The organism is Terrimonas rubra (assembly GCF_042686025.1).
GTDB lineage: Bacteria > Bacteroidota > Bacteroidia > Chitinophagales > Chitinophagaceae > Terrimonas > Terrimonas rubra.
Window position 1 is genome coordinate 164205 of record NZ_JBHUOZ010000003.1, and the last position, 21508, is coordinate 185712.

The 21508-nt window shown below is 44.4% G+C and carries 25 protein-coding genes; 12 read left to right on the top strand and 13 right to left on the bottom strand.

What is annotated here, in order from left to right:
* Positions 1-117 precede the first annotated feature (117 nt).
* On the top strand, positions 118-1404 hold the full coding sequence (locus ACFS6H_RS10295; RefSeq protein WP_386097992.1) for a bifunctional folylpolyglutamate synthase/dihydrofolate synthase: 1287 nt from the start codon (positions 118-120) through the stop codon (positions 1402-1404).
* A gap of 159 nt (positions 1405-1563) precedes the next feature.
* Here ACFS6H_RS10295 and ACFS6H_RS10300 read toward each other — a convergent pair whose 3' ends face one another.
* On the bottom strand, positions 1564-2067 hold the full coding sequence (locus ACFS6H_RS10300; RefSeq protein ID WP_386097994.1) for a hypothetical protein: 504 nt from the start codon (positions 2065-2067) through the stop codon (positions 1564-1566).
* A 186-nt stretch (positions 2068-2253) separates the two neighbouring features.
* Entirely contained in the window at positions 2254-3009 is a 756-nt protein-coding gene (locus ACFS6H_RS10305) for an SDR family NAD(P)-dependent oxidoreductase (RefSeq protein ID WP_386097996.1), read from the bottom strand.
* A gap of 168 nt (positions 3010-3177) precedes the next feature.
* Between ACFS6H_RS10305 and ACFS6H_RS10310 the strand changes: the two genes are divergently transcribed.
* Entirely contained in the window at positions 3178-4101 is a 924-nt protein-coding gene (locus ACFS6H_RS10310) for a hypothetical protein (RefSeq protein ID WP_386097998.1), read from the top strand.
* Positions 4102-4201: 100 nt separating this feature from the next.
* Entirely contained in the window at positions 4202-6142 is a 1941-nt protein-coding gene (locus ACFS6H_RS10315; RefSeq protein WP_386098000.1) for a gliding motility-associated C-terminal domain-containing protein, read from the top strand.
* On the opposite strand, the gene ACFS6H_RS10320 is transcribed toward ACFS6H_RS10315, so the two are convergent.
* Entirely contained in the window at positions 6134-6574 is a 441-nt protein-coding gene (locus ACFS6H_RS10320; protein WP_386098002.1) for an acyl-CoA thioesterase, read from the bottom strand. The genes ACFS6H_RS10315 and ACFS6H_RS10320 overlap by 9 nt on opposite strands.
* Positions 6575-6713: 139 nt before the next feature.
* Here ACFS6H_RS10320 and ACFS6H_RS10325 point away from each other — a divergent pair, with 139 nt between their 5' ends.
* Positions 6714-7316, top strand: a complete 603-nt coding sequence (locus ACFS6H_RS10325; protein WP_386098004.1) for a hypothetical protein — start codon at positions 6714-6716, stop codon at positions 7314-7316.
* Positions 7317-7490: 174 nt separating this feature from the next.
* On the opposite strand, the gene ACFS6H_RS10330 is transcribed toward ACFS6H_RS10325, so the two are convergent.
* Genes ACFS6H_RS10330 through rdgB form a run of 3 tightly spaced genes read right to left on the bottom strand, consistent with a single transcriptional unit; the run spans position 7491 to position 9621 of the window.
* A complete protein-coding gene (locus ACFS6H_RS10330) occupies positions 7491-8450 on the bottom strand; it encodes a hypothetical protein (protein WP_386098006.1) in 960 nt (319 codons plus the stop codon).
* Positions 8451-8454: 4 nt separating this feature from the next.
* Entirely contained in the window at positions 8455-9024 is a 570-nt protein-coding gene (locus tag ACFS6H_RS10335; protein ID WP_386098008.1) for an RNA polymerase sigma factor, read from the bottom strand.
* 3 nt (positions 9025-9027) lie between these two features.
* Positions 9028-9621: an RdgB/HAM1 family non-canonical purine NTP pyrophosphatase gene (gene rdgB, locus ACFS6H_RS10340; protein WP_386098010.1), complete on the bottom strand. Its 594-nt coding sequence runs from the start codon at positions 9619-9621 to the stop codon at positions 9028-9030.
* A gap of 331 nt (positions 9622-9952) precedes the next feature.
* On the opposite strand from rdgB, the gene ACFS6H_RS10345 reads away from it, so the two are divergent.
* The 3 genes from ACFS6H_RS10345 (at position 9953) to ACFS6H_RS10355 (ending at position 13060) form a co-directional block, all read left to right on the top strand.
* Positions 9953-11164 (top strand): helix-turn-helix domain-containing protein, encoded by a 1212-nt coding sequence (locus ACFS6H_RS10345; protein ID WP_386098012.1) that lies wholly within the window; start codon positions 9953-9955, stop codon positions 11162-11164.
* A gap of 189 nt (positions 11165-11353) precedes the next feature.
* Complete coding sequence (locus ACFS6H_RS10350) at positions 11354-12334, top strand: alpha/beta fold hydrolase (RefSeq protein ID WP_386098014.1); 981 nt, start codon at positions 11354-11356, stop codon at positions 12332-12334.
* Positions 12335-12376: 42 nt separating this feature from the next.
* Positions 12377-13060: a hypothetical protein gene (locus ACFS6H_RS10355; RefSeq protein WP_386098016.1), complete on the top strand. Its 684-nt coding sequence runs from the start codon at positions 12377-12379 to the stop codon at positions 13058-13060.
* 192 nt (positions 13061-13252) lie between these two features.
* Here the strand turns inward: ACFS6H_RS10355 and ACFS6H_RS10360 are convergent, their stop codons facing one another.
* Entirely contained in the window at positions 13253-13900 is a 648-nt protein-coding gene (locus tag ACFS6H_RS10360; RefSeq protein ID WP_386098018.1) for a hypothetical protein, read from the bottom strand.
* Positions 13901-13979: 79 nt separating this feature from the next.
* On the opposite strand from ACFS6H_RS10360, the gene ACFS6H_RS10365 reads away from it, so the two are divergent.
* The 4 genes from ACFS6H_RS10365 to ACFS6H_RS10380 all read left to right on the top strand — a co-directional run bounded on the left by ACFS6H_RS10365 (position 13980) and on the right by ACFS6H_RS10380 (position 17077).
* Entirely contained in the window at positions 13980-15047 is a 1068-nt protein-coding gene (locus ACFS6H_RS10365) for a branched-chain amino acid aminotransferase (RefSeq protein ID WP_386098020.1), read from the top strand.
* 176 nt (positions 15048-15223) lie between these two features.
* Positions 15224-15604 (top strand): 30S ribosomal protein S12, encoded by a 381-nt coding sequence (rpsL, locus tag ACFS6H_RS10370; protein WP_386098022.1) that lies wholly within the window; start codon positions 15224-15226, stop codon positions 15602-15604.
* Between the two features lie 49 nt (positions 15605-15653).
* On the top strand, positions 15654-16121 hold the full coding sequence (gene rpsG, locus ACFS6H_RS10375) for a 30S ribosomal protein S7 (RefSeq protein ID WP_386098024.1): 468 nt from the start codon (positions 15654-15656) through the stop codon (positions 16119-16121).
* Between the two features lie 374 nt (positions 16122-16495).
* Positions 16496-17077, top strand: coding sequence for a hypothetical protein (locus ACFS6H_RS10380; protein ID WP_386098026.1), 582 nt, complete (start codon positions 16496-16498; stop codon positions 17075-17077).
* A gap of 16 nt (positions 17078-17093) precedes the next feature.
* Here ACFS6H_RS10380 and ACFS6H_RS10385 read toward each other — a convergent pair whose 3' ends face one another.
* Both ACFS6H_RS10385 and ACFS6H_RS10390 read right to left on the bottom strand, forming a co-directional pair.
* On the bottom strand, positions 17094-18065 hold the full coding sequence (locus tag ACFS6H_RS10385; protein WP_386098028.1) for a YihY/virulence factor BrkB family protein: 972 nt from the start codon (positions 18063-18065) through the stop codon (positions 17094-17096).
* Positions 18066-18103: 38 nt separating this feature from the next.
* On the bottom strand, positions 18104-18430 hold the full coding sequence (locus ACFS6H_RS10390) for a nucleotide pyrophosphohydrolase (protein WP_386098030.1): 327 nt from the start codon (positions 18428-18430) through the stop codon (positions 18104-18106).
* Positions 18431-18536: 106 nt separating this feature from the next.
* On the opposite strand from ACFS6H_RS10390, the gene ACFS6H_RS10395 reads away from it, so the two are divergent.
* Positions 18537-18860 carry a hypothetical protein gene (locus ACFS6H_RS10395; RefSeq protein WP_386098032.1) on the top strand — a complete coding sequence of 108 codons (324 nt, stop codon included), beginning with the start codon at positions 18537-18539 and terminating at the stop codon, positions 18858-18860.
* 87 nt (positions 18861-18947) lie between these two features.
* Here ACFS6H_RS10395 and ACFS6H_RS10400 read toward each other — a convergent pair whose 3' ends face one another.
* From ACFS6H_RS10400 to ACFS6H_RS10415, 4 genes are all read right to left on the bottom strand, one after another.
* Entirely contained in the window at positions 18948-19499 is a 552-nt protein-coding gene (locus ACFS6H_RS10400) for an NUDIX hydrolase (protein WP_386098034.1), read from the bottom strand.
* 12 nt (positions 19500-19511) lie between these two features.
* A complete protein-coding gene (locus ACFS6H_RS10405; protein ID WP_386098036.1) occupies positions 19512-20042 on the bottom strand; it encodes a YfiT family bacillithiol transferase in 531 nt (176 codons plus the stop codon).
* Between the two features lie 76 nt (positions 20043-20118).
* The gene (locus tag ACFS6H_RS10410) at positions 20119-20553 is read right to left on the bottom strand and encodes an FKBP-type peptidyl-prolyl cis-trans isomerase (protein ID WP_386098038.1); all 435 of its coding nucleotides are present in this window, start codon (positions 20551-20553) and stop codon (positions 20119-20121) included.
* A 67-nt stretch (positions 20554-20620) separates the two neighbouring features.
* Entirely contained in the window at positions 20621-21385 is a 765-nt protein-coding gene (locus ACFS6H_RS10415; RefSeq protein ID WP_386098040.1) for an ABC transporter ATP-binding protein, read from the bottom strand.
* Positions 21386-21508: the final 123 nt, after the last annotated feature.

Here is a 21508-nt window from a genome sequence, read left to right on the forward strand (position 1 = left end):
TATGGCAAGAACCGCTTACGATGAACCGTGAACTATTAGCCATGAACTATACTCCCACAAAAACTTCCCGGCAAACTGATTCCTCTTTGTATTTTTGATACCAGATATTTTCCTGTTATGAACTATCAAGAGACCGTTGATTATTTATATACGCGCCTGCCCGTTTTTAGTCGCATAGGCGCCGCTGCATTAAAGCCCAGTTTAGACAATACCATAGCGTTATGCAGCTTTTTAAACGATCCTCATCACCGATTTAAAACCATTCATGTTGCCGGCACCAATGGTAAAGGGTCTGTAAGTCATATGCTGGCAGCGGTATTACAGGCTGCCGGCTTTAAAACAGGTTTATACACTTCCCCGCATTTAAAAGATTTCAGGGAAAGGATAAAGATCAACGGTGATATGATCCCTGAACAGGCCGTAGTAGATTTTACAGCATGTATTCAACCTGCCATAGATAACTTAAATCCCAGCTTCTTTGAAATTACGGTAGCTATGGCCTTTGAACATTTTGCGCAGGAAGAAGTGGATATTGCGGTTATTGAAACAGGGTTAGGAGGCAGACTGGACAGTACCAATATCATTACACCTGAAATTTCGGTCATCACCACTATCGGCTGGGACCATATGAACCTGTTGGGTGATACGCTGGAAAAAATTGCTGCTGAAAAAGGAGGTATTATCAAGCAAAATATACCGGTGGTACTGGGCAATATTGAAGCAGGGGCAAGGGCTGTGCTCACCGATATGGCTGCGGCCAAACAGGCTGACTGTATTATTGCCGGTGAACATTTCCAGGCTATGGAGTGGAGCTGGCAACAGCACCGGCTGCTGGTACAGGTAGCGGCTGCGCATCATGTGGACAGGCATACCTATACGCTGGACCTGCCGGGTATTTACCAGAAAGATAATTTATTAATTGTGCTGGCTACTGTTGCACAATTGCAGTCTTCGGGCTGGCATATTACCCAGGAACAACTGCAACAGGGACTGGCAAACGCTAAAAAAACAACCGGTTTACACGGACGTTGGGAACTGTTACACCAGCACCCGGATATAATAGCCGATGTGGCCCATAACGAACAGGGTATGCAGATGCTTTTACAACAATTAGAGCTGACCACCTATAATCATTTACATATTATTACCGGCATGGTGGCCGATAAGGAAGTGGAGAAGGTATTAAGCCTGATGCCTGCCGAGGCTACTTATTATTTTACCCAGGCCGGCATTCCCCGGGCATTACCCGCGACTGACTTACAGGTAAAGGCGGAAGTATATGGGTTGTCAGGTAAAACTTATAGTAATGTGAACACTGCTATTACTGCGGCTAAACAACAAGCGCACAGCGACGATTTAATACTGGTATGCGGAAGCGTTTTTTTGGTGGGGGAAATAGAATAGGGTTAATGGGTCATAGTTAATCGTTCATAGTTAATAGTTAATGGTGAAGGGGCCTGCAATTGAAAGCCTACATTCTGATTGCAGCGCAGTCAATTTAGCCATTCAAAACTCCTGATTCATAAATCCTAATTCATCATTCATAACTCCTCATTCTCTCCACTATTGATCCGAAATAACCTTACCCCGGTTTTCCTCCGCTACGTTTTTACGGAATAACATCACGTAACCGCAGAGGCCTTTCTTTTTCTTTTTGTTGATCTGTACCGGCTTCATCATATGAAACTCGGAACGTTTGGGGATATAGGAATAAGCAATGATATTACCATCCACATCGGCCCACCTGTTTTGGCGGAAGATCACCATTTGCTCGGACCAGTCATACATTCTTACTTCATATAAACGGGATGTATTATCGCCTATAAAAACAAACTGGTACCAGCTGCCTTCGGTAAGGGGCATTACAACGGGCATTTCAAAATCGCTTTCCATGGTAATGCTGGCCTCGCGTAACAAGGTGAAATTGGCTTTTTCAAAAACTACTTTAAGACTGTCTACCTGTGCATTGATAAAAGTATCCGAGCAGGACTGTTGCTTGATCACGTTCTGGGACGTGCCGGAGATATGCATTGCCAATATAAAGATGGCAAGAAAAAGGGCTTTCATGTATTGGTTTTTATAAGGCTATTGATTATACGGAGCCGGATGCAAATTTATCATTTAAACTTTACATTTTCCAGTGATTGACTATTACTACACCAAATAGCGTATTTCCACGTTAAAATGACAGGGTGATATTTACCCTGTCACAATTACCACACCTAATCATGTTAAGATTAAACAATATTTATATTACACACGGTTATAATAAAATGCATCCGCCTGTTGTACACAGGTGACAATCATATCGTTAACACAAACATGCGGCGGCAGGGTGGTGGTCCAGTAAATGGTTTCTGCAATATCTTCGGCGGTTAAAGCTTTCATGCCGGTATATACTTCGCTGGCGGCTTTGGCATCGCCTTTTAAACGTACCAGGGAGAATTCGGTTTCCGCGGCGCCGGGGTGTATGGCCGTCACTCGGATATTGTGGCGGAGCAGATCGATGCGCATGGCCTGGTTTAATGCGTCTACAGCATGTTTTGTAGCACAATACACATTACCTTTTTCGTATACCTGTTTACCGGCAATGGAGCCTATATTGATAATATGGCCCTTTTTTAAAGGCACCATCAGTTTTGATACGGCCTGGGCTACATACATAAAACCCTTAATATTCGTATCCACCATGGTATTCCAGTCATTGAGATCGGCTTCGTTAAAAAAATCACGACCCGCAGCCAGTCCTGCGTTATTTACCAGGATATCAATTTGCTGCCATTCGGCGCTTAGCCCCTGAACGGCATTAAAAACCGCTTGCTGGTCACGTACATCAAATACCAGGGGCAGCACAGCCACATGGTATTGTTCTTGTAATTTATTGCTTAGCGCCTGTAGCCGGTCTTCGCGGCGGCCATTGATAATTAAAGCGTGTCCGTTGGCAGCAAATTTTTCTGCAGCCGCTTTTCCAAAACCCGATGTGGCACCGGTAATAAAAGTAATAGGCATAATACTATGTTAAAAACGTGAATGGTGTCAAAGATAATCAGCCTGTTGCGTGAAACCCCGGTAAAACATTAACATATTTTTTATGCAAGTAAACAGGCTATTGCATCGTTAATAACAGGTGTGGATAATACATACCATTTGTGTTTACCAGCTAAAAGTTACATTTGTATGCATAAGACTATGGCCATGGCAATGGATTTGGAATTTGAACGGAAAAAAAATACACAGGCAGCGTTGATTACCGCCGGCGTGGCAGGATTGTTAATGCTGATCATGTTCGTGTGGAAATGGCCTATTCATGAACTGACCAAGCCATTGCCTGATGAGGGTATTATGGTGGAACTGAATATTCCCGATGAACCGGAACCCATGCCGGAGTATGCGCCCGTAAGTGGTGGCGGTGGTGGCGGTAACCCTGTACAGGCTGCCGGCGATCCCGGTCTTGCCCCGCATACGCCCCCCGTTCCCGGTGTGGACGAAGATGTAAAAGACCTGGATGAGGATGAAACGGAGAAAGAAAGCCCGCCCATTATCAAACCTGATAACCCCAAACCCAAGGCCAAAGAAATTAATAAAAATACCAACCCGGTAAAAGTTCCCGAGCCTAAAAAAGAGGTGGTAACACCCCCCCAGCCCAAACCTAACCCTAAAGCGGTGTTAGGAAAAACAACCGGCGGAACAGGCACCGGGGGTAATAATGCTGCTACCAATTATGACCGTGCAGGCGGAACAGGTACCGGTAGTGGTATTGGCAATGGCAGCGGAACAGGAGGAGGCAGCGGTACCGGCAGCGGTGGTGGTACAGGCAGTGGCGGCGGACGTGGCAGTGGCCCCCGCAGGGTAAGCGGTAACCGTACCGTGCTCAGCCCTAAGAATATGGATGCAGGTGAGAACCTGCGTGGTAAAGTACTGGCACGTATCAGGGTATCACCGGACGGTATTGGTACTTATATCAGTGCGGAAAGAGGCTCTACCTATACCAGCGGGGAAGCTATCAATATTATTAAAGAATGGTTGCGCCGTAATAAATTCAATGCCACTGCTGAGGAATCAATTGTGGTTTATGAATTCAACTTCCTGTTAGGAGGGTAGTAACCATCGTCGTTTCATTATTAATCAGGGATATTCTTCCTGCATCTGCTAAAAAAAATTATCTTACAGCCTACACTTATAGATAGTTAAAGGCTTGCAGGTGCATTATTTAAAAAAAACAGGGTTCTTACTACTTGCTTTATTAAGCTGCCAATGGCTGACGGCACAACTGTGTTCCGGCAGTTTAGGCGACCCTATTGTTAATATTACTTTTGGTTCGGGCAGTAATCCCGGCGCGCCTTTGCCTGCATCAGTTACCAATTACAGTTATATAGGCGCCGATTGTCCCAGTGACGGCTCTTATACCATCCGCAATAATACACTCAACTGTTTTTCCGGCTCCTGGCATAACCTTACTGCCGATCATACCGGCAATACAGGCGGCTATTTTATGCTGGTGAATGCCTCTAATAACCCGGGCGAATTTTATGTAGACACTGTTCGGGGTTTGTGTAGTGGCACTACTTTTGAATTTGCCGCCTGGATAGCCAATGTATTAAAGCCTACTGCCTGCAGTCCTAATCCCACACAACCTAACCTCACTTTTAGTATAGAAAGTACAACGGGTGTAGTGTTACAGCAATATAATACGGGTACCATTCAATCGGACAATAACCCTACCTGGAAACAGTATGGATTTTATTTTACCACACCCAGCGGTGTAACCGATGTGGTATTACGCATGGTGAATAATGCACCCGGGGGCTGCGGTAATGACCTGGCTTTGGATGATATTACCTTTAAGCCCTGCGGGCCTTTATTAACACCCTCTATCAGCGGTTTTTCACAAACGGAAGTAACCATTTGTGAAGGCGAAACGGATAATTTCCAGTTTAATGCTACTTTATCAGCAGGATATATTAACCCCACCTATCAGTGGCAGCAGTATACCGGGACTACCGGCTGGCAGGATATTGCCGGCGAGAATACCACCAGTTTATCAGTAGCTTTTATCAGTTCTACACCGGTGGGGTCCTATAGTTACCGGTTAACTGCTGCAGAAGCGGGTAACTTAAATGTAGTACAGTGTCGTGTTGTGTCAAAAGCATTAACGGTGAGAGTAGCCGCTAACCCGGTAACTGCTACGCAACAGAATACACCCATTTGTGCCGGAACCACCGCTACCATGTCGGCAACTGGTGGTAATAGTTATAGCTGGTATAACCAGGCCGGTACTTTTACTGCAACCAATAGCAGTGCATCAATAACCATGGCGCAAACCACGCATACCGGGCGGTATTATGTGGAAGTGACTAATATAGATGGTTGCAAGCATGTAGATAGTGTTGATTTGGTGATACATCCCAAGCCCGTGATACAAACAGGTTTTAGCGATACGGCCATTTGTATTAACAGTACTATTCAGTTACAGGTATCGGGTACGGACCGTTATGAATGGAAGCCGGCAACAGGCCTGAACAATGCGCTGGTGGATAATCCTGCCGCCAGTCCTTTGGTTACTACTCTCTACCAGGTAATTGGTTTTAATAGTTTTAATTGTACGGATACTGCCGCTGTGCGGGTGCGGGTGATACCGGTACCCACCGTTAATGCAGGCCCGGATAAATATATAATACAAAATACCACGGAGGTTTTACAGGCTACTGCTACTGGTGAAAACCTGGCTTTTACCTGGACCCCGGATTATGCCATTAATAATACCACGACCTTACAACCCGCTGTAACACCCCTGGTGGATACGGTATATGCTATCACGGTAACCAGTAAGGATGGCTGTGGTGTGGCAACAGACCAGGTAAAAGTATTTGTGTATAAGGATATTTATATTCCCAATGCTTTTACGCCTAACAGGGATAACCATAACCCTGTATGGATTATACCGGCATTACACGCTTACCCCGATTTTGAGCTGGCTGTATATAACCGTTACGGGCAGGTGGTATTTAACAGCAGGCGTATTAATATTGGCTGGGACGGTCGATATAAAGGCGTAGAGCAGCCCACAGGTACCTATGTGTATATGCTTGACCTGCACGACGGATCGCCGCTGCGGAAAGGAACCCTGCAATTATTACGATAAGGGAGCCGATAGTTTAGCGGCAGCCACTTCGGGTACTGCAGCAATACGGCGGGCCTGGTAGTCGTAACAAACCATGCCTGTTTTGGCGAGCGCCACGGGTATGGTTTTATCATCTTTAATCTTTTCCAGTTTATATACAATATCAAATCCTACTTTGGCAAAATCGTTGGCTGTTACATGAGCAATGATGGTATCGCCATAAAACACCTCGTTTTTAAAATCAATGGCCACATCGGACATGATAAGGCCTGCACCTTCAAAGCTGATCTCACTGTATCCATTGGCCTGTAAGTACTGCATGCGGGCCTCGTGTATGATACTTAAAATAGCATCGTTGCCCACGTGACCACCGTAATTAACATCGGTAATGCGTACAGGTATTTGTGTGGTAAAGGAGAATTGTGATGGGATGATAAGCTTTAAACGGGCCATATATTTTATTTAGCGCAACAATATCGGGAATATTTTTAATACCGTAGGAATTGTGTGTATAAGGCTGGTGCAACGCTTGTGCGCTGCAGGTTGTCAGACAGGCGGCATATTTATTTTATTACCCCCAGAACCAGTAAACATGAGAACATTAGTAATTGCCTTTGTAGTAATGTTAGGCTTTATCGCCTGTAAAAAAGACATAGAGTATAAAAGCAGTTTTGAAAAAAGTAACAGATCGTGGAAGGCTTTTAAGGCATCGAGTAATAACAATTACCGGTTTGTAGTATCCGGTACAAGCTGGTCTTCAGGTTCATGGACCACTACCTTAAAAGTGCAGGCGGGTGTTGCGGTTGAAAGAAAGTTTGCCTATACCATTTATGCAGGGGTAGTAATGCCGCCTGAGGGCTGGACACCGGCTAAACAAGATGAGGTATTGGCAAGGATCAATTTAACGGCAGCCGCATTCAGGCAACAAACGGGTAAGGATATAAGTGAGTATTTAAGCTGGACAGAAACAGGGGCTATGGTGGGCGCACATACGGATACACCTGCTACTCCTTTTTTAACACTGGACCAGGTATATGAGAAAGCAAAAAACGATTGGTTAAAAAAACGATCAGGAACCACGACTTATTTTGAAGCAAAGAACAACGGCCTTATATCTGCTTGTGGTTATGTACCTGATAATTGTGCGGATGATTGTTTTACCGGTATTGGTATTTCCCTTATAGAAGCTTTATAAAGCTTAAGTGTATAAGTTGGGTAATAGCTGAAACGGGATGATAAGCAGAAGGGCTGCCCGATGGCAGCGGATACCCCGCTGAGGCTTTGCAGGGGAGGGCTGTGGCGGAGTAGCAGCGAACAGCGGGAACTATAGCTGACCATAGTGGCGCAGCTGAAAGCCCCCTGGAAAATTTTATAACTCTCCTTCGTTCAGTGTATTAACCAGGCTGAAGATATCCATGAAATTGCCGGGGGCAACAATAGGTGCATCGGCAATTTTTTCCTGCCATCTTTGTAATTGCGTTTTGCACTCGCCGGTTACTTCGGCGCCGGTTACACAACAGATCATGTCCTCCATTTTTTTGGACATGCGTACAATATTACCGTCCAGGGTCATAAATGCTACATACCTGTCAGCCGAATAGTCGGCATTATTGGAGGCATAGATACGATCGCTGTTGTTGTTGACAGTGTGCTGGTAGTTGTTTGTACCCCGGTTACGTACAGGGGTGTTTACAGTTTCGTTCTGTACAGGTAAAACTGCGGTATTGTTGCCGGTAGTTTGTGTATCGTTAACGGTGGGGTTACTGATAGCAGGAGTTGTTGCGTTGGCCGGTATGTTAGTATTAACCAGTTGCTGATCATCGGTATTTTTTGTTTGCGGACCAAATACTTTGAAAGCGCCAAAAACAGTGAGGCCGATTAAAACAGCTGCTGCCGCATAACGTAAAAAAGGTATTACCCTGCCTGTTTGTTTTGTTACAGGTACCGGAGCAGAAGCCGGTGCCGGTAATTGTGCAGCAATGGCCTCCCAGGCATTTAATGGCGGGGTAGCGGTGGTATTATATAGTTTTTTGCCTAAGTCCAAATAGGGGTCAGCCGCTAATTGTGTGGCAATAGCCTCCCAGTTATGAGCGCCCGGAACTACGGCAGCCTCCTGTAATTTTTCTGCTATACCGGTATAGGCATCGTTATCCAGGGCTTCGGCAATGTTGTTCCAGCTGTTTGCAGGTGCTGTTACCTCGGCTGTATATAGTTTTTGGGGAAATTGTTGCCCGTTGCCGGCATCATCCAATGCCTGCTCGATCTTGCTCCAGGTATTATTTGGAGGTTGAACTTCGTGGTTATACAATTTATGTTTAGCGTGGTTCATGAAACTATTTTGCGTTGCGCTCTGCGTCGAGGTGCTTTTTTACCAGGTCCTGAAGAATAACTTTTGCTCTTGATAACTGCGATTTGCTGGTACCCTCGCTGATGCCTAACATATCACCGATCTCTTTGTGGCTGTAGCCTTCTACCACGTACATGTTAAAAACGGTGCGGTAGCCGGGTGATAACTGGCTGATGAGGTCCATGATGTCCTTTTCGCCGAGGTCGTCCAGTACCGATACATATTTACCTTCAATGGTATTTTCTTCTTTTTCGGTAACCGGCTGCAGGTATTTTTTACGGCGGAAATGCTCAATGGCCGTGTTTACAAATACCCTGCGGGCCCATCCTTCAAAAGATCCGTCGCCGCGGTAGCTGTCCAGTTTTCTGAAAACTTTAATAAAGCCTTCCTGTAAAATATCTTCAGCTTCTTCAGTATTGGAGGCATAACGGAGACAAACAGCGTACATACGGGCAGATAACCGGTTGTACAGTTCCTGCTGCATACGCCTGTCGCCATCCAGGCATCCTTTAATTAAGTCGCTTTCCGCGATGTTTAGGTTGCTTGCTGCGTTCAAAATTTATTGTTTTGTTGTTGCTGTAAGGTTATTCAAAAATACGACCAGTTTTTCAACTGCTTTCTTCCGGTGACTGTAAAGGCTTTTTTCTTCCATGGTCATTTCGCCGAAACTTTTATCCGCACCGTCGGCTATAAACACGGGATCATAACCAAAACCGCCGCTACCTTGTCTTTCGGTGAGAATGCTGCCTTCGCAAATACCCTCGAATTGGGTTTCTTTACCCTCAATAATCAGGGAAACAACGGTTCTGAAACGGGCTTTGCGGTTAGGCTGCCCCTCCAATTTAGTGAGTAGTTTGGTGATATTATCATCAAAGGACCGGTTTTCGCCGGCATAACGGGCGCTTTTCACCCCCGGCTCGCCGTTCAGGGCTTCCACTTCCAGGCCGGTATCCTCGCTGAAACAGCTGGTTTGGATCATGTTATAAATGGTACTGCTTTTCTCGGTAGCATTGGCTTCCAGCGTATCATGCGGCTCGGGAATATCAATGAATATACCCGCTTCCTTCAGTGTTAATATGTCTATTCCTTCCAGTAACAGGGCCTTGATCTCGTCGGCCTTATGCTGGTTATTGGTTGCAAAAACTAGTTTCATGACGGGCAAGATAGGAGTTTTTATGAGAAAGAGTATGAAAAGAGAGGAGGAGGACAGGGGTAAGGTAAAAGATGTAAGGTGTAGGGTATAGGGTGGGAAGTGAGCGGAGGATATACTACTGGTGCAGATTAGTTGGTAAAGAGAATAGTGACGTAAGAAAGAATGATTGATTTTAAATAGATAATCGGTAAAAATCCGATTATCTGTCAGGAAGTTAACAGGGTTTTGGCTGGGTAATATATAGGAATGGTGTGTAATACTGCCTGGTCAAATTAAAGTATACAAACAGTGCTATCCATTATCTTTGTCCGGCTTTAACAGGCCTGAAACCATGTTGTATTTAAGCGGTATCATTATTACTTTTTTTCTTTCCCTGCTGCTCATCAGCAAGAAGAATAAATCCCTGGCGGATAAGATACTGGCGGCATGGCTGATCTGTACCGGCTTTCACCTGACCGTTTTTTATGTGCACACCAGCGGTAATTATGTGCATTTCCCGTATTTGTTAGGCATGGAGATAGGGATGCCTTTATTACAGGGACCGTTTTTGTTCCTGTATACCCTGGCTGTTACCCAGTCACGGAGGCTTACAGCCCGCAGCTTATTGCATTTTTTGCCCTTTGTGGTGGTGCTTGGTTTACTGGTACCTTTTTTCAGCCTGCCCCTGACCGATAAAATATATGTGTACCAGCACGACGGCGCGGGTTATGAAAACCTGGTAGAAGGTGTGCTGATCACGTTGAGTATATCGGGCGTTGTTTATATTATACTCTCTTACCTGGTGCTGCGCCGGCATAGCAAACGTATTGAACAGGAATTTTCCAATACCGAAAGGATCAACCTGAACTGGCTGCGGTATTTGATTTATGGTACTGCTGTTATATGGATCGTGATTTTAGCCGGGCTGCATGATCTGTATATATTCGGCACCGTGGTATTGTATATGTTTTTTCTTGGTTTTTTTGGTATCCGGCAGGTGGGGGTGTTCAGTAATAAATCGTTAATGAGCCCGGTTAATGATACTTTACCGGCACCAGAAGCGGGTATTGCACCGCCCGCTGAACAACCGGTGCTTATAGCGGAAAAAATATTGCCGCCTTTATCAGCAAAGACGGGGGAGGAAAAAACGGAGAAAATAAAATACCAGCACTCTTCCCTGAACGAAACAGAGGGGCTTAAACTGTATGAACGCTTACAGTTGTTAATGAGCCGGCAACAGTTATTTAAAAGCCCCGAACTTACCCTGGGCGACCTGGCACAGGAATTACAGTTACATCCCAATGTGCTGTCGCAGGTGATTAATACCTATGCAGGCAAAAGTTTTTACGATTATATCAATGACCTGCGGATTGAGGAGTTTAAGACAATTGTGGGCCAGCCCGATAATAAACAATATACTTTTCTGGCCCTGGCTTTTGAATGCGGCTTTAATTCCAAGACCGCTTTTAACCGGAATTTTAAAAAAGCAACGGGTCTTTCTCCTACTCAATATATTAACCAGTTAAACACTGCTGTTGATAGCGATTCCGTTACTGGTCAGTAATGCCACCTGGCTTTATGTGCCATTTTGGATAAATATGGCGTACCACTTTTCATAATATATTAGTAATTAATTATTTGAGCTTGTTTTATAACAGGCTACAACATGGTTCCACTTTACATGGTGGGGCGATAAGGCCATTGGACCGGATCATCTTTGCAAAGATTTTTTAAAACAAAAAAGATGCATTGTATGAAATTTTTTACGGTGGCTTTAGTAAGTGTGTTACTATTAACGGCCTGCTCCAAAGAAAGGCAAATTAATGACCCGGGACGCCTGGTACAAAAAACGGTTGACCAGGATCCGGCAATTCCCTCCATTTCTGTAAACGGCACCCTGTTACATGCCGAGGCTTTTGGCGATCCTGCCGACCCGATGGTTATTTTTTTACATGGCGGTCCGGGAGCCGATTACCGAAACGGCTTAGCCGTAAAACAACTGGTGAATGATCGTTATTATGTGGTGTTTTACGATCAGCGGGGTTCCGGACTGTCCAAACGGCACGATAAAAAAACGTATACCATTGACCTGATGTTTGAAGACCTGAAAGCCGTCATTGCGCATTACAGGAGTTCGGCTGCCCAGAAAGTTTTTTTAATAGGACATTCCTGGGGTGGTATGCTGGCCGGAGGGTTTATTAATAAATATCCTACGGCTGTAAACGGGGCGGTATTTGCCGAACCGGGCGGGTTTACCTATGAAAGTTTAAAGGAGTACGGCAAAAAAACAAGGAAGACGGAATTGTTTAAAGAAGTATCCAATGATATTTTTTACCTGGACCAGTTTTTAACCGGCAAGGAAAATGAACATGCAATACTGGATTATAAGCTGAATGTGCACTCCTCCTTTGTATACGGCAGTAATAATATTGAAGGTATAGAAGGCCCTTCGCCCTATTGGCGAAACGGCGCGGTGGTATTGAACAGCCTGGTGGACATATCAGAAAAAGAAGGTTTTGATTTTACACAAAACATGCACCTGTACCAGCCACCGGTATTGTTTTTATACGGCGAAAACAATAAAGCCTATGGCTTGTCCTTTGCTACAAAAGAAGCCGCAAAATTTACCCGCAAAACACTGGTAGAGATTAAAGGAACGGGTCATGAGATGTTTTATTTCAAATGGCCATCGGTATACCCCGTGGTACTTGCTTACTTTAATTCGCTGCGATAATTATTTCCTTACCCATTACCATTACAAATAAAAAAACGGAAGATGAAATTGATAAAACTATGGATGTTGCTGGTGACCGGCGCGACCTTATCCACTACTTTTTTACAGGCACAGAGTGTAAACTGGGCCAATGCGACTAACGATTATAAACACCAGCTTAACCTGAATGCAGGCTGGGATTATGGCCTGGGGTTGGGCGCCGGTTACAGTTACCGGTTACGTGCTAAAATGCCCATACTGCTGAATGCCACTTATGCTTTTCCTTCAGGAAATAAGTTGTTTGATGATTTTAAAACCAGGATAGGTGCACAGGTAAGATTATTTGATGTTGGCGGTCTTGTTTTTGCCGCCCAGGTACATGGCGTGTTCCGGCGTTACGGCAGCCCATCGGTACGTTTATTGAATTTTGGTTCGGATATGTCAGGCGTGATAGGGTATTACCGGCAAAAATGGTTTGTGGCCGGGGAAGCAGGTTTTGATAAAGCTATTGTGACCAATTTTAAACATTCCAAAGCCTTTAAAGAAAACTTTCCTGCGGTAGAGGACGGCTGGTATGAGCCGGCAACCGGCGGTAATTTTTATTATAACCTGCAGGCCGGGTATAGTTTTAAACAAAGTGATGTGTATATAAAGGGCGGTATGGTATTAACGCAGGATTTTAAAACCACACCTACGGTACCTTTTAGTGCGCAGGTGGGGTACAATATTAAGTTGGGTAAAAGATAATGATAGCTTAGATAGTGTTATGCCTGTTACGTCACCTCGACGCAGGAGAGGTTCGCTGAAACCGGAAAGGCTTTAGCCGGCAAGGGACGCCTCCTGCGTCGGCATGACGAGCGCTTTGCTCAATAGGCTTACTACAGTTGAACGGAGCGTCGCAACAACAGCTCCATCAAGGTACTGCAGCCGGTAACAAAATTATAGACCCAGGATAGCTTTTAAACTGGCCCAGAGTTTTGTTTTTAATAATTTATCGTTCATCATTTCACCAAGGCCGGGGCTGTGTAAAAATTTCCGGCCATCAAATTGCTGTACCTGGAAGGCGGGGAAATTGATGGGCAGTTCCCATTCGCCTGGGCTTACACCAAATAAAAACACGGTTTTGCTGTTAAATTGCTGCAATATTTGCTGGTAGCCGGTTTGGGTGTATTGTGCCAGGTTCAGCAGGGCCACATCGCCCAGGCTCAGTTTACAGGCCTGCAGCATCTGGGTTAAAAAAGCCAGTTCCTCATCGGGCAAGAAGGTAATACCGGGGTTGTTTACCAGTATTAAAATATTTCTGGCATTCTGGCCCAGGCTTTTCCATTGCGGTGCATCGGCAGCAGGAGATACAGGCGCCGGGGTTGGTGCCGGTGCCGGCTGTGCCACAGGTGCCGCCGGCAGGGTATTTTGAGGAGCCGCAACCGGCATTACCGGGGTTGGGGTTATTTCTTTTTCATTATTTGTTACAACCGGGGCAATAGCTTGGGCAGGCTGCATTATCTTTGCATCCGCGTCCTGGATCAGTGAATGCGGGTACAGGTCGGCAACCAGTGCAGAAGGCAGTTGTATATTGTTGAGAGACATTTATTTATGATTTAATTGCTAACAATTGTTAGCTTTTTCGTTTCTTTGAACCCTTTTAAAGCCCAAAAATAGACAAGTTATGACAGATACATCGTTAGAAATTGCTTTGACTAAGGTAGCTAAAAGCCGTTTACAGGATACCAACCTGGAAAATATTCCTTTTGGCCGTGTATTTACCGATCATATGCTGGAAGCAGATTATGAGAACGGGGAGTGGAAGAATGTGAGTATCAAGCCTTACCAGTCCATTAGTTTAGATCCGTCACTGGCAGCATTACATTATGGCCAGGCTATTTTTGAGGGTATTAAAGCTTATAAGGATGATGATGGCAATGCCTACATTTTCCGTCCTGCTGATAATTTTAAACGTTTCAATAATTCGGCCGTACGCATGAATATGCCCGAGGTGCCGGAAGAAATATTTATGGAAGGCATGCGCCAGCTGATCAGCCTGGATAAGGACTGGATCCCTTCCCAGGCAGAACATTCCCTGTATATCAGGCCCTTTATGTTTGCTACCGACCAGTTTTTAGGCGTGCGCCCTTCGGCTACCTATAAATTCCTGATCATTTTAAGTCCCACCGGACCTTATTTTGTTAACCCCATGCGTATTGCGGTAGAGGAAAAATATACCCGTGCCGCTCCGGGTGGTGTGGGCTTTGCCAAAAATGCCGGCAACTATGGCGGCAGCATGTACGCGGTAAGCCGGGTGCAAAAAGACGGCTTTGACCAGGTATTGTGGACCGATGCTTTTGAGCATAAATGGTTACAGGAAGTGGGTATGATGAATGTGTTCTTTGTAATTGACGGTAAAGCTGTTACACCTTCATTAGAAGAAGGTACAATACTGGAAGGGGTTACCCGTGCCAGCGTGATCAGCGTGCTGCAGGAGCAGGGGATAACGGTGGATGAGCGCCGCATCAGCATTGATGAGGTGGTGGAAGCGTACAAGGCCGGAAAAGTAAGCGAAGTGTTCGGTACCGGTACCGCTGCGGTAATTGCCCCTATTAAAGAGTTGAATTACAAAGGTTTTGCTATGACTTTTGATACCAATAACTACCCGGTATCAACAGGTGTAAAAAAACAATTAAGTGATATTCGCGAAGGAAGAGCCGCTGACAACAACGGCTGGATGTGGAAAGTATAAAACAAACAAACCCGGTGGCTGTTTTCAGCTACCATTTTTAAAAATGATGGCTTATAAAGGCTTGTATTGGCGTAGTTTATCAACAGGTGTGGACTTTTTTTCAAAGTTTTCCTGAATATTTTGGTATTTAACGTGTAACGCCCTACCTTTGCCGTCCCAAAAATAAAGCATTAGGAATGCCGACTATTCAACAGTTAGTAAGAAAAGGAAGAGAAATTATCAAAGCCAAGAGTAAATCAAGAGCTTTGGATCAGTGCCCGCAACGTCGTGGCGTATGTACCCGTGTATATACAACTACCCCTAAAAAGCCAAACTCTGCGTTACGTAAAGTAGCTAAGGTTCGTTTGACTAATAAAATTGAGGTTATTGCGTATATCCCCGGTGAAGGTCATAACCTGCAGGAACACTCGATCGTACTGATCAGAGGTGGTCGTGTAAAAGACTTACCAGGTGTACGTTATCACATTGTACGTGGTTCATTGGATACCGCGGGTGTGAAAGACCGTAAACAAAGCCGTTCTAAATACGGTACTAAAAAAGAAAAAGCTAAAAAATAATAAGAGTAGCAGGTGAAAACCTACTGTTCTGTTCAAACAATAGTCAGATATGCGTAAAGCACAAGCAAAAAAACTGCCCTTAGCGCCAGACCCTAAGTTTAATGATAAACTGGTTACCCGTTTTGTTAACAACCTGATGTGGGAGGGTAAAAAAAGCGGCGCCTTTAATATATTTTATGACGCTTTGGATAAAGTAGCCAAACAAACCAGCGAAGACGGATACGAGGTTTGGAAAAAAGCTTTGGCTAACGTTACTCCTGCGGTTGAGGTTCGTAGCCGTCGTATCGGTGGTGCTACTTTCCAGATCCCTTCTGAGGTACGTCCCGATCGTAAAATTTCATTAAGCATTAAATGGTTGGTACGTTATAGCCGTGAAAGAAACGGACGTAGCATGGCCGACAAATTAGCGAATGAAATTGTAGCTGCAAGCAAAGGCGAAGGAGCTGCATTTAAGAAAAAAGAAGATACACACCGTATGGCTGAAGCGAACAAAGCTTTTGCTCACTTCCGTGTATAACATATAACGTTGAATATTTTTGCAAGAGCCATCCCTTTGGGGTGGCTCTTGGTTTTTTATATGGTTTTATGGGGCTGTCACCGGTTGTATTACCATCAGCTGCAGTTCCCGCCTTTGGTAGTAGTGCAGCGCAGTACCAGGGTTCTTCCTGCAGGAATAGGGCCGCTGCAGCTACTACTGCCAGTCGGGCAGCCCTTCAGCTGTAACGCATTATTCAGCTGCCGGACATCACCATTCCCGATAAAGGTTATCTACTGGTCCTTATTTCTTTCCTTTAACGATTTCAACACGCCCTTTGTCGATCACATTTGAACAGGGTGAACAGGCTCAATACATTTGGTTTATTAAAAAAAATAAACCCTAAACCTGTTTACATGAAAAAATTTATTGGCTTAGCACTTACACTGGTACTGCTTGCCGGCTGCAGTAAAAAAGATAAACCCGAACCGGTTGTTTATGGCGAAGAAGATCCGCTGCCGGGTTTTCTTGCCCGGTCCTTTTATAGCCAGGAAACATTTGTCTGGATAAACGAGTTAGGTGGCATGGCCCAATACGGGATGAGTTTTGTGCCCCTGGTAAACGGTAAAATAAACAGCCTGGTAATAAAAATGCCTGCTGCCAATGATGCGGTAAAAGTGATTTTCTGGGATAAAACTACCCGTACTAAAGTCCGGGTGGAAACCGTGAAAGTAACTGCTGCCAATACGGTAATAACCCAAGCGATTACCCCGCTGCCACTGGTAAAGGACAAAGAGTATGTGATTACCATGATTACCGACGATTTTTATGCCCGTAATAAAACCGGTAACGGAGTGGGTTCTTTCCCGGTAATATCGGGTAATATAAAAGTTACCGGTTCCGTAAGCGGTTCGGCTACCAACGAACTATTCCCCTTAGGCGGAAGTAGTAATCAGTATTTTGGTGATTGTAGTTTCCTGTTTCAGCGAACGGAGTAATGGATGGTAATAATGATCAGGTTGTAGTATCGTTGATTGATTCCCTGGTGCTGTCAATTTCCTCCACAGCGGTGGGCAATGCTTCTTTATTTTCTATTTCTACCTGTTCAATCCATACTGCATATTGGCTCGGGTAAATTTGTGAACCTGTATGAATGGCATATACTCTTGTAAATACCGCACCAAAGTATAATATAATGGAGGAGTAATATACCCATAATAACATAACGATAATGGAGCCTGCAGCACCATATGCCGAGGACATTTTACTTTGACCTAAATAATAACTGATCAAAAATTTACCACCCATAAATAAGAGGGCGGTGGTAAAAGCACCTGCACGTACATGTTTCCATTTTATACGGGCATCAGGTAATACTTTAAATATTAAGCCGAATAAAAAGGCCGTTACTAAGAAGGTGAAAATTAAATTGAATATATAAGCCAGCATCACCTGGGTATCGGGGAAGGAAGCGGTCAGTTTTCCGATAATGGCATCCATTACACCATTAACGATCAATGATACCAGTAATAAAAAACCTAAGGATATAATAATGGAGAAAGATAATAACCGGTTAATGATCAGCTTTAACCAGCCGCGGCCTTTTTTAGGCTTGGCCTTTAATTTCCATATCAGGTTAATAGAGTCCTGTATTTCTCCAAATACACTGGTAGCACCAATGATAAGGGTGGCTAAACCCACAATGGTTGCCAGGTGACTATCTGAAGATAAAGTGGCGTTGCGTATGGTTTCCTGTATTTGCAGGGCAGCATCCTTGCCTACCAGGCCTTCTATCTGTCCGTATACGCTGCCCTCTACGGCTTGCTTGCCATAAAAAATATCAGTTACCCAGATAATGATGATCACCAGTCCGGGCAAGGAGAAGATAGTATAATACGCCAATGCGGCACTTAACTTCAATACCCGGTTATCGATAAAATCAGATACTGATTGCTTGATGATATTCCATATTGATTTTACTGGCATATATAGTTGAATAAAAAAATAGTGCCAAACACGATGTGTTATTGCAATTTAGGATTCTCTTTATGACGGTTACTGTCTCGTATATTCTTTTTTTCAAAATTGTTTTCTAAAGCTTCTGTCAGGTTCACGCCGGTCTGGTTGGCCAGGCAGATCAATACCCATAATACATCAGCCATTTCATCGGCCAGCTTATATTGCTGGTCACTTTTTTTGAAGGACTGGTCACCATAGGTACGGGCCATAATGCGGGCCAGCTCGCCTACTTCTTCCGTTAATATGGTCATATTGGTCAGCTCGCTGAAGTATCGTACACCTACTGTTTTAATCCAGTGATCTACCTGGTCCTGTGCTTCCTGTATAGTCATAACATTTTATTTAGAAATATGCGGCAATTTTAAGCCTTTATTGCCGTTGTAATACATTACACTTCTTGTTTATTCGTATTTGCCGGTTATGCATAAAATAATAGTAATGATCCTGGTGCTTGTAATGGCTTTTTGCCTGCCGCTGATGGCGCAAAAAAGCAGCAGGGCTATGCCGGTATCCTTCACCGAACAAAATACCAATGCCAAACCTCCTTACCAAATATATACCAACGGCCGTCAAATAACGATTAAGTGCACTACTAATTTAAAACAACTGATGGTTTGGTCGGCATCAGGCCATAGGGTGGTGGAACAAAAGGATATTGATAAGGATAGTTATGTATTTAGATTGGAAGTAAATGAAAAAGTGTTTTTTCTCCGCCTGCAGCTGGCAAACGGTAAAGTGTATACGCAGAAGTTTGGGATATAGGGAAGGGGAGAAGGTGTAAGGTTGAAGGACGTAAGGTGTAAGATATAGGGGTTAAGGTAGAGGGGTTAAGGTATAGGGCGTAAGGTTTTATTGCATGCCGGGGATGCCCATTTTTTCAAAAGCGTATAAGAGACAGGTAACGTGCATACTTTGCATGATCTTGTTTTCCCGCAGGGCTTTTTTCACTTCTTCAATACTCCATAGCTCCACTTCAATTTCCTCGTTATGGTCCAGTTGCTGTTCGTACATTTTTTTACCGCCTTTGGCCAGGTACATGTACATGATATTACTGTTGGTAGAAGGGTTGGCAGATATAGTACCTAAAAACTCAGGTGTATCAAACACATAACCCGTTTCTTCTTTTAATTCACGCAGCGCTGCTGTTTCGGGGTTGGGATCCGTATCATCAATACATCCACCGGGTATTTCCAGGCAAACCTCACCCAGGGCATGGCGGTATTGTTTTATCATAATGATCTTGCCCTCTTCCGTAACGGGAACAACTGTTACCCAGTTGGGGAAATCGTATACATAATACGGGTCTACAATTTTCCCCTGCGGGGTCTCGCAACGTTCCCTTCTTACTTTGAACCAGAGGTCTTTAAACAAATATTCCGATGACAGTACTTTCCATTTCATATGTGGGCGTATTTACCATTTCATTCTTTCGCGCAGGGCATTAATATGGGCAACATGGTGTTTGCCATGCCAGGCATACATGCCCAGGAGATACCATAACCGCATGGTTTTTTTATGTTCGGGGTGAAAAACGGTCCGGTTGTTCCAGTCGTTATCACTTACATACTTCAGCGTTTCGTATAACCGGGCATGCAGGGCATGTAATAAGGTAAGTGAAATATTAATGGGCAGTTTCTCCACATCGTGTAATAACACCCATTGGTTTTCGTCGTAGGGTTTGATGGTAGGATTATCCTCCGTAAGCCCGAGTTTAAAACGGCAATAGGCGTTGGTATGACTATCCGCAATATGATGTACCAATTGATGAACAGTCCAGCTGCCATCGCGGTAAGGCGTATGTAACTGGCCTTCGTCCAGGTTCAGTACTGCATTTTCCAATATCAATGGAAGAAACTTTATATCTGCCAGCCATTCTACCTTGGTTTCAATAGAAAAAGGCTGCGGCACATATTGCCCGATGGGGTAACGTAAATCCTCTGCCATAATCGTTTTGTTCTGGTTAGTTTTAATCTAACTGCACAAACCATTACTTCACTGATCTTTTTAAGCACCAATATTTTTATCTTATACTCAAAAGTTCCACTTCAAAAATAAGGGTAGCTCCACCGGGTATATCGCCACCTGCACCCCTGTCACCATAAGCCAGGTCCGATGGGATCCATAAACGCCAGTGACTGCCTTCTTTCATCAAAGGAATAGCGATCTGCCAGCCTTTGATCAGGGCCGTTAAAGGAGCTGAAAAGGGCTGGTTGCGTTTAAAAGAGCTATCAAACTCTTTGCCGTCCAGTAAAGAGCCTTTGTAATGGGCGGTTACGGTATCGGTGAGTTTGGGTTGTTTGCCGGTTCCTTCTTTAATTACTTCGTATTGTATACCCTCGGGTAATTCAATTACACCGGGTTGCTGTTTGTTTACCTGCAAAAAAGCTGCTCCCGCATCTTTCTGCGCCTGTATTTTGCTGCTCATAAATTCTTTTAATTTATTTTGAATGGACATATTATAAAGTAAAAATTAATAAGTGAAAAGTTAACACCAGGGATAGCTAAAAGTTCAGGGGAATGGTTTATTCATCCCGCAGGCTCTTGCCGGTCAGGTGGATGAACACATCTTCAAGGTTGGCCAGTTTTACCTGTTTGGGCCTTTCAAAACCGGATGCTACCAGGTCGTCAATTAATTTATCGGGTGTATCCAGGGCAACTATTTTGCCGGAATCAATAATGGCGATCCGGTCGCACAGGTATTCTGCCTCATCCATATAGTGGGTGGTGATGATAACCGTAGTACCTTGTTCCCGTATATTTTTAATAAGGTCCCATAAACTACGACGTGCCTGCGGATCGAGCCCGGTGGTAGGCTCGTCTAAGAATATTATACGCGGGTTATTGATGAGGGTAGTGGCTACTGAAAAACGTTGTTTCTGGCCACCGCTTAACTGGGTGAATTTTGATCTGGCCTTATCCAACAGGTTCACCGATTCCAGTAACGCTTCTGCATCCACCGTTCTGTGGTACAGGCCGGCAAATAATTCAATCAGCTGTAAAAGGTTTAAGCCCGGGTAATAACCGCTGGCCTGCAGTTGCACACCTATTACACTTTTAATATTATTGGGATGGGTATCCAGGTTAAAACCATCAACCGTAACGGTGCCCCCGCTTTTCTCCCGCAGGGTTTCAATAATTTCCAGGGTAGTGGATTTTCCGGCACCGTTGGGGCCTAATAATCCGAATATCTCACCTTCCATCACCTGGAAGGTAATACCTTTTACTGCCTGGAACTGACCGTAACTTTTGGTGAGGTTTTCTACCGAAATAATTACATTATTACTCATTGGGTGCAAGTTACGGAAACAATCCGGCGATAAAAATTCGGAAAGAGCATGGCGACATAACAGAGCGATCTGAATAGGGAAACAGGTATTTGAGTAAATGCCGGTTTTAACAGATGAGCAGGG

Coding starts and splice junctions, on each gene's coding strand:
- ACFS6H_RS10295 (WP_386097992.1), top strand. CDS start 118: ATGAACTATCAAGAGACCGTTGATTATTTATATACGCGCCTGCCCGTT.
- ACFS6H_RS10405 (WP_386098036.1), bottom strand. CDS start 20,042: ATGGCAGAGGATTTACGTTACCCCATCGGGCAATATGTGCCGCAGCCT.
- ACFS6H_RS10345 (WP_386098012.1), top strand. CDS start 9,953: ATGTTGTATTTAAGCGGTATCATTATTACTTTTTTTCTTTCCCTGCTG.
- ACFS6H_RS10320 (WP_386098002.1), bottom strand. CDS start 6,574: ATGGCCCGTTTAAAGCTTATCATCCCATCACAATTCTCCTTTACCACA.
- ACFS6H_RS10385 (WP_386098028.1), bottom strand. CDS start 18,065: ATGCCAGTAAAATCAATATGGAATATCATCAAGCAATCAGTATCTGAT.
- ACFS6H_RS10310 (WP_386097998.1), top strand. CDS start 3,178: ATGCATAAGACTATGGCCATGGCAATGGATTTGGAATTTGAACGGAAA.
- ACFS6H_RS10305 (WP_386097996.1), bottom strand. CDS start 3,009: ATGCCTATTACTTTTATTACCGGTGCCACATCGGGTTTTGGAAAAGCG.
- ACFS6H_RS10325 (WP_386098004.1), top strand. CDS start 6,714: ATGAGAACATTAGTAATTGCCTTTGTAGTAATGTTAGGCTTTATCGCC.
- rpsL (WP_386098022.1), top strand. CDS start 15,224: ATGCCGACTATTCAACAGTTAGTAAGAAAAGGAAGAGAAATTATCAAA.
- rdgB (WP_386098010.1), bottom strand. CDS start 9,621: ATGAAACTAGTTTTTGCAACCAATAACCAGCATAAGGCCGACGAGATC.
- ACFS6H_RS10365 (WP_386098020.1), top strand. CDS start 13,980: ATGACAGATACATCGTTAGAAATTGCTTTGACTAAGGTAGCTAAAAGC.
- ACFS6H_RS10350 (WP_386098014.1), top strand. CDS start 11,354: ATGAAATTTTTTACGGTGGCTTTAGTAAGTGTGTTACTATTAACGGCC.
- ACFS6H_RS10355 (WP_386098016.1), top strand. CDS start 12,377: ATGAAATTGATAAAACTATGGATGTTGCTGGTGACCGGCGCGACCTTA.
- ACFS6H_RS10360 (WP_386098018.1), bottom strand. CDS start 13,900: ATGTCTCTCAACAATATACAACTGCCTTCTGCACTGGTTGCCGACCTG.
- ACFS6H_RS10400 (WP_386098034.1), bottom strand. CDS start 19,499: ATGAAATGGAAAGTACTGTCATCGGAATATTTGTTTAAAGACCTCTGG.
- ACFS6H_RS10415 (WP_386098040.1), bottom strand. CDS start 21,385: ATGAGTAATAATGTAATTATTTCGGTAGAAAACCTCACCAAAAGTTAC.
- ACFS6H_RS10330 (WP_386098006.1), bottom strand. CDS start 8,450: ATGAACCACGCTAAACATAAATTGTATAACCACGAAGTTCAACCTCCA.
- ACFS6H_RS10395 (WP_386098032.1), top strand. CDS start 18,537: ATGATCCTGGTGCTTGTAATGGCTTTTTGCCTGCCGCTGATGGCGCAA.
- ACFS6H_RS10410 (WP_386098038.1), bottom strand. CDS start 20,553: ATGTCCATTCAAAATAAATTAAAAGAATTTATGAGCAGCAAAATACAG.
- rpsG (WP_386098024.1), top strand. CDS start 15,654: ATGCGTAAAGCACAAGCAAAAAAACTGCCCTTAGCGCCAGACCCTAAG.
- ACFS6H_RS10300 (WP_386097994.1), bottom strand. CDS start 2,067: ATGAAAGCCCTTTTTCTTGCCATCTTTATATTGGCAATGCATATCTCC.
- ACFS6H_RS10390 (WP_386098030.1), bottom strand. CDS start 18,430: ATGACTATACAGGAAGCACAGGACCAGGTAGATCACTGGATTAAAACA.
- ACFS6H_RS10380 (WP_386098026.1), top strand. CDS start 16,496: ATGAAAAAATTTATTGGCTTAGCACTTACACTGGTACTGCTTGCCGGC.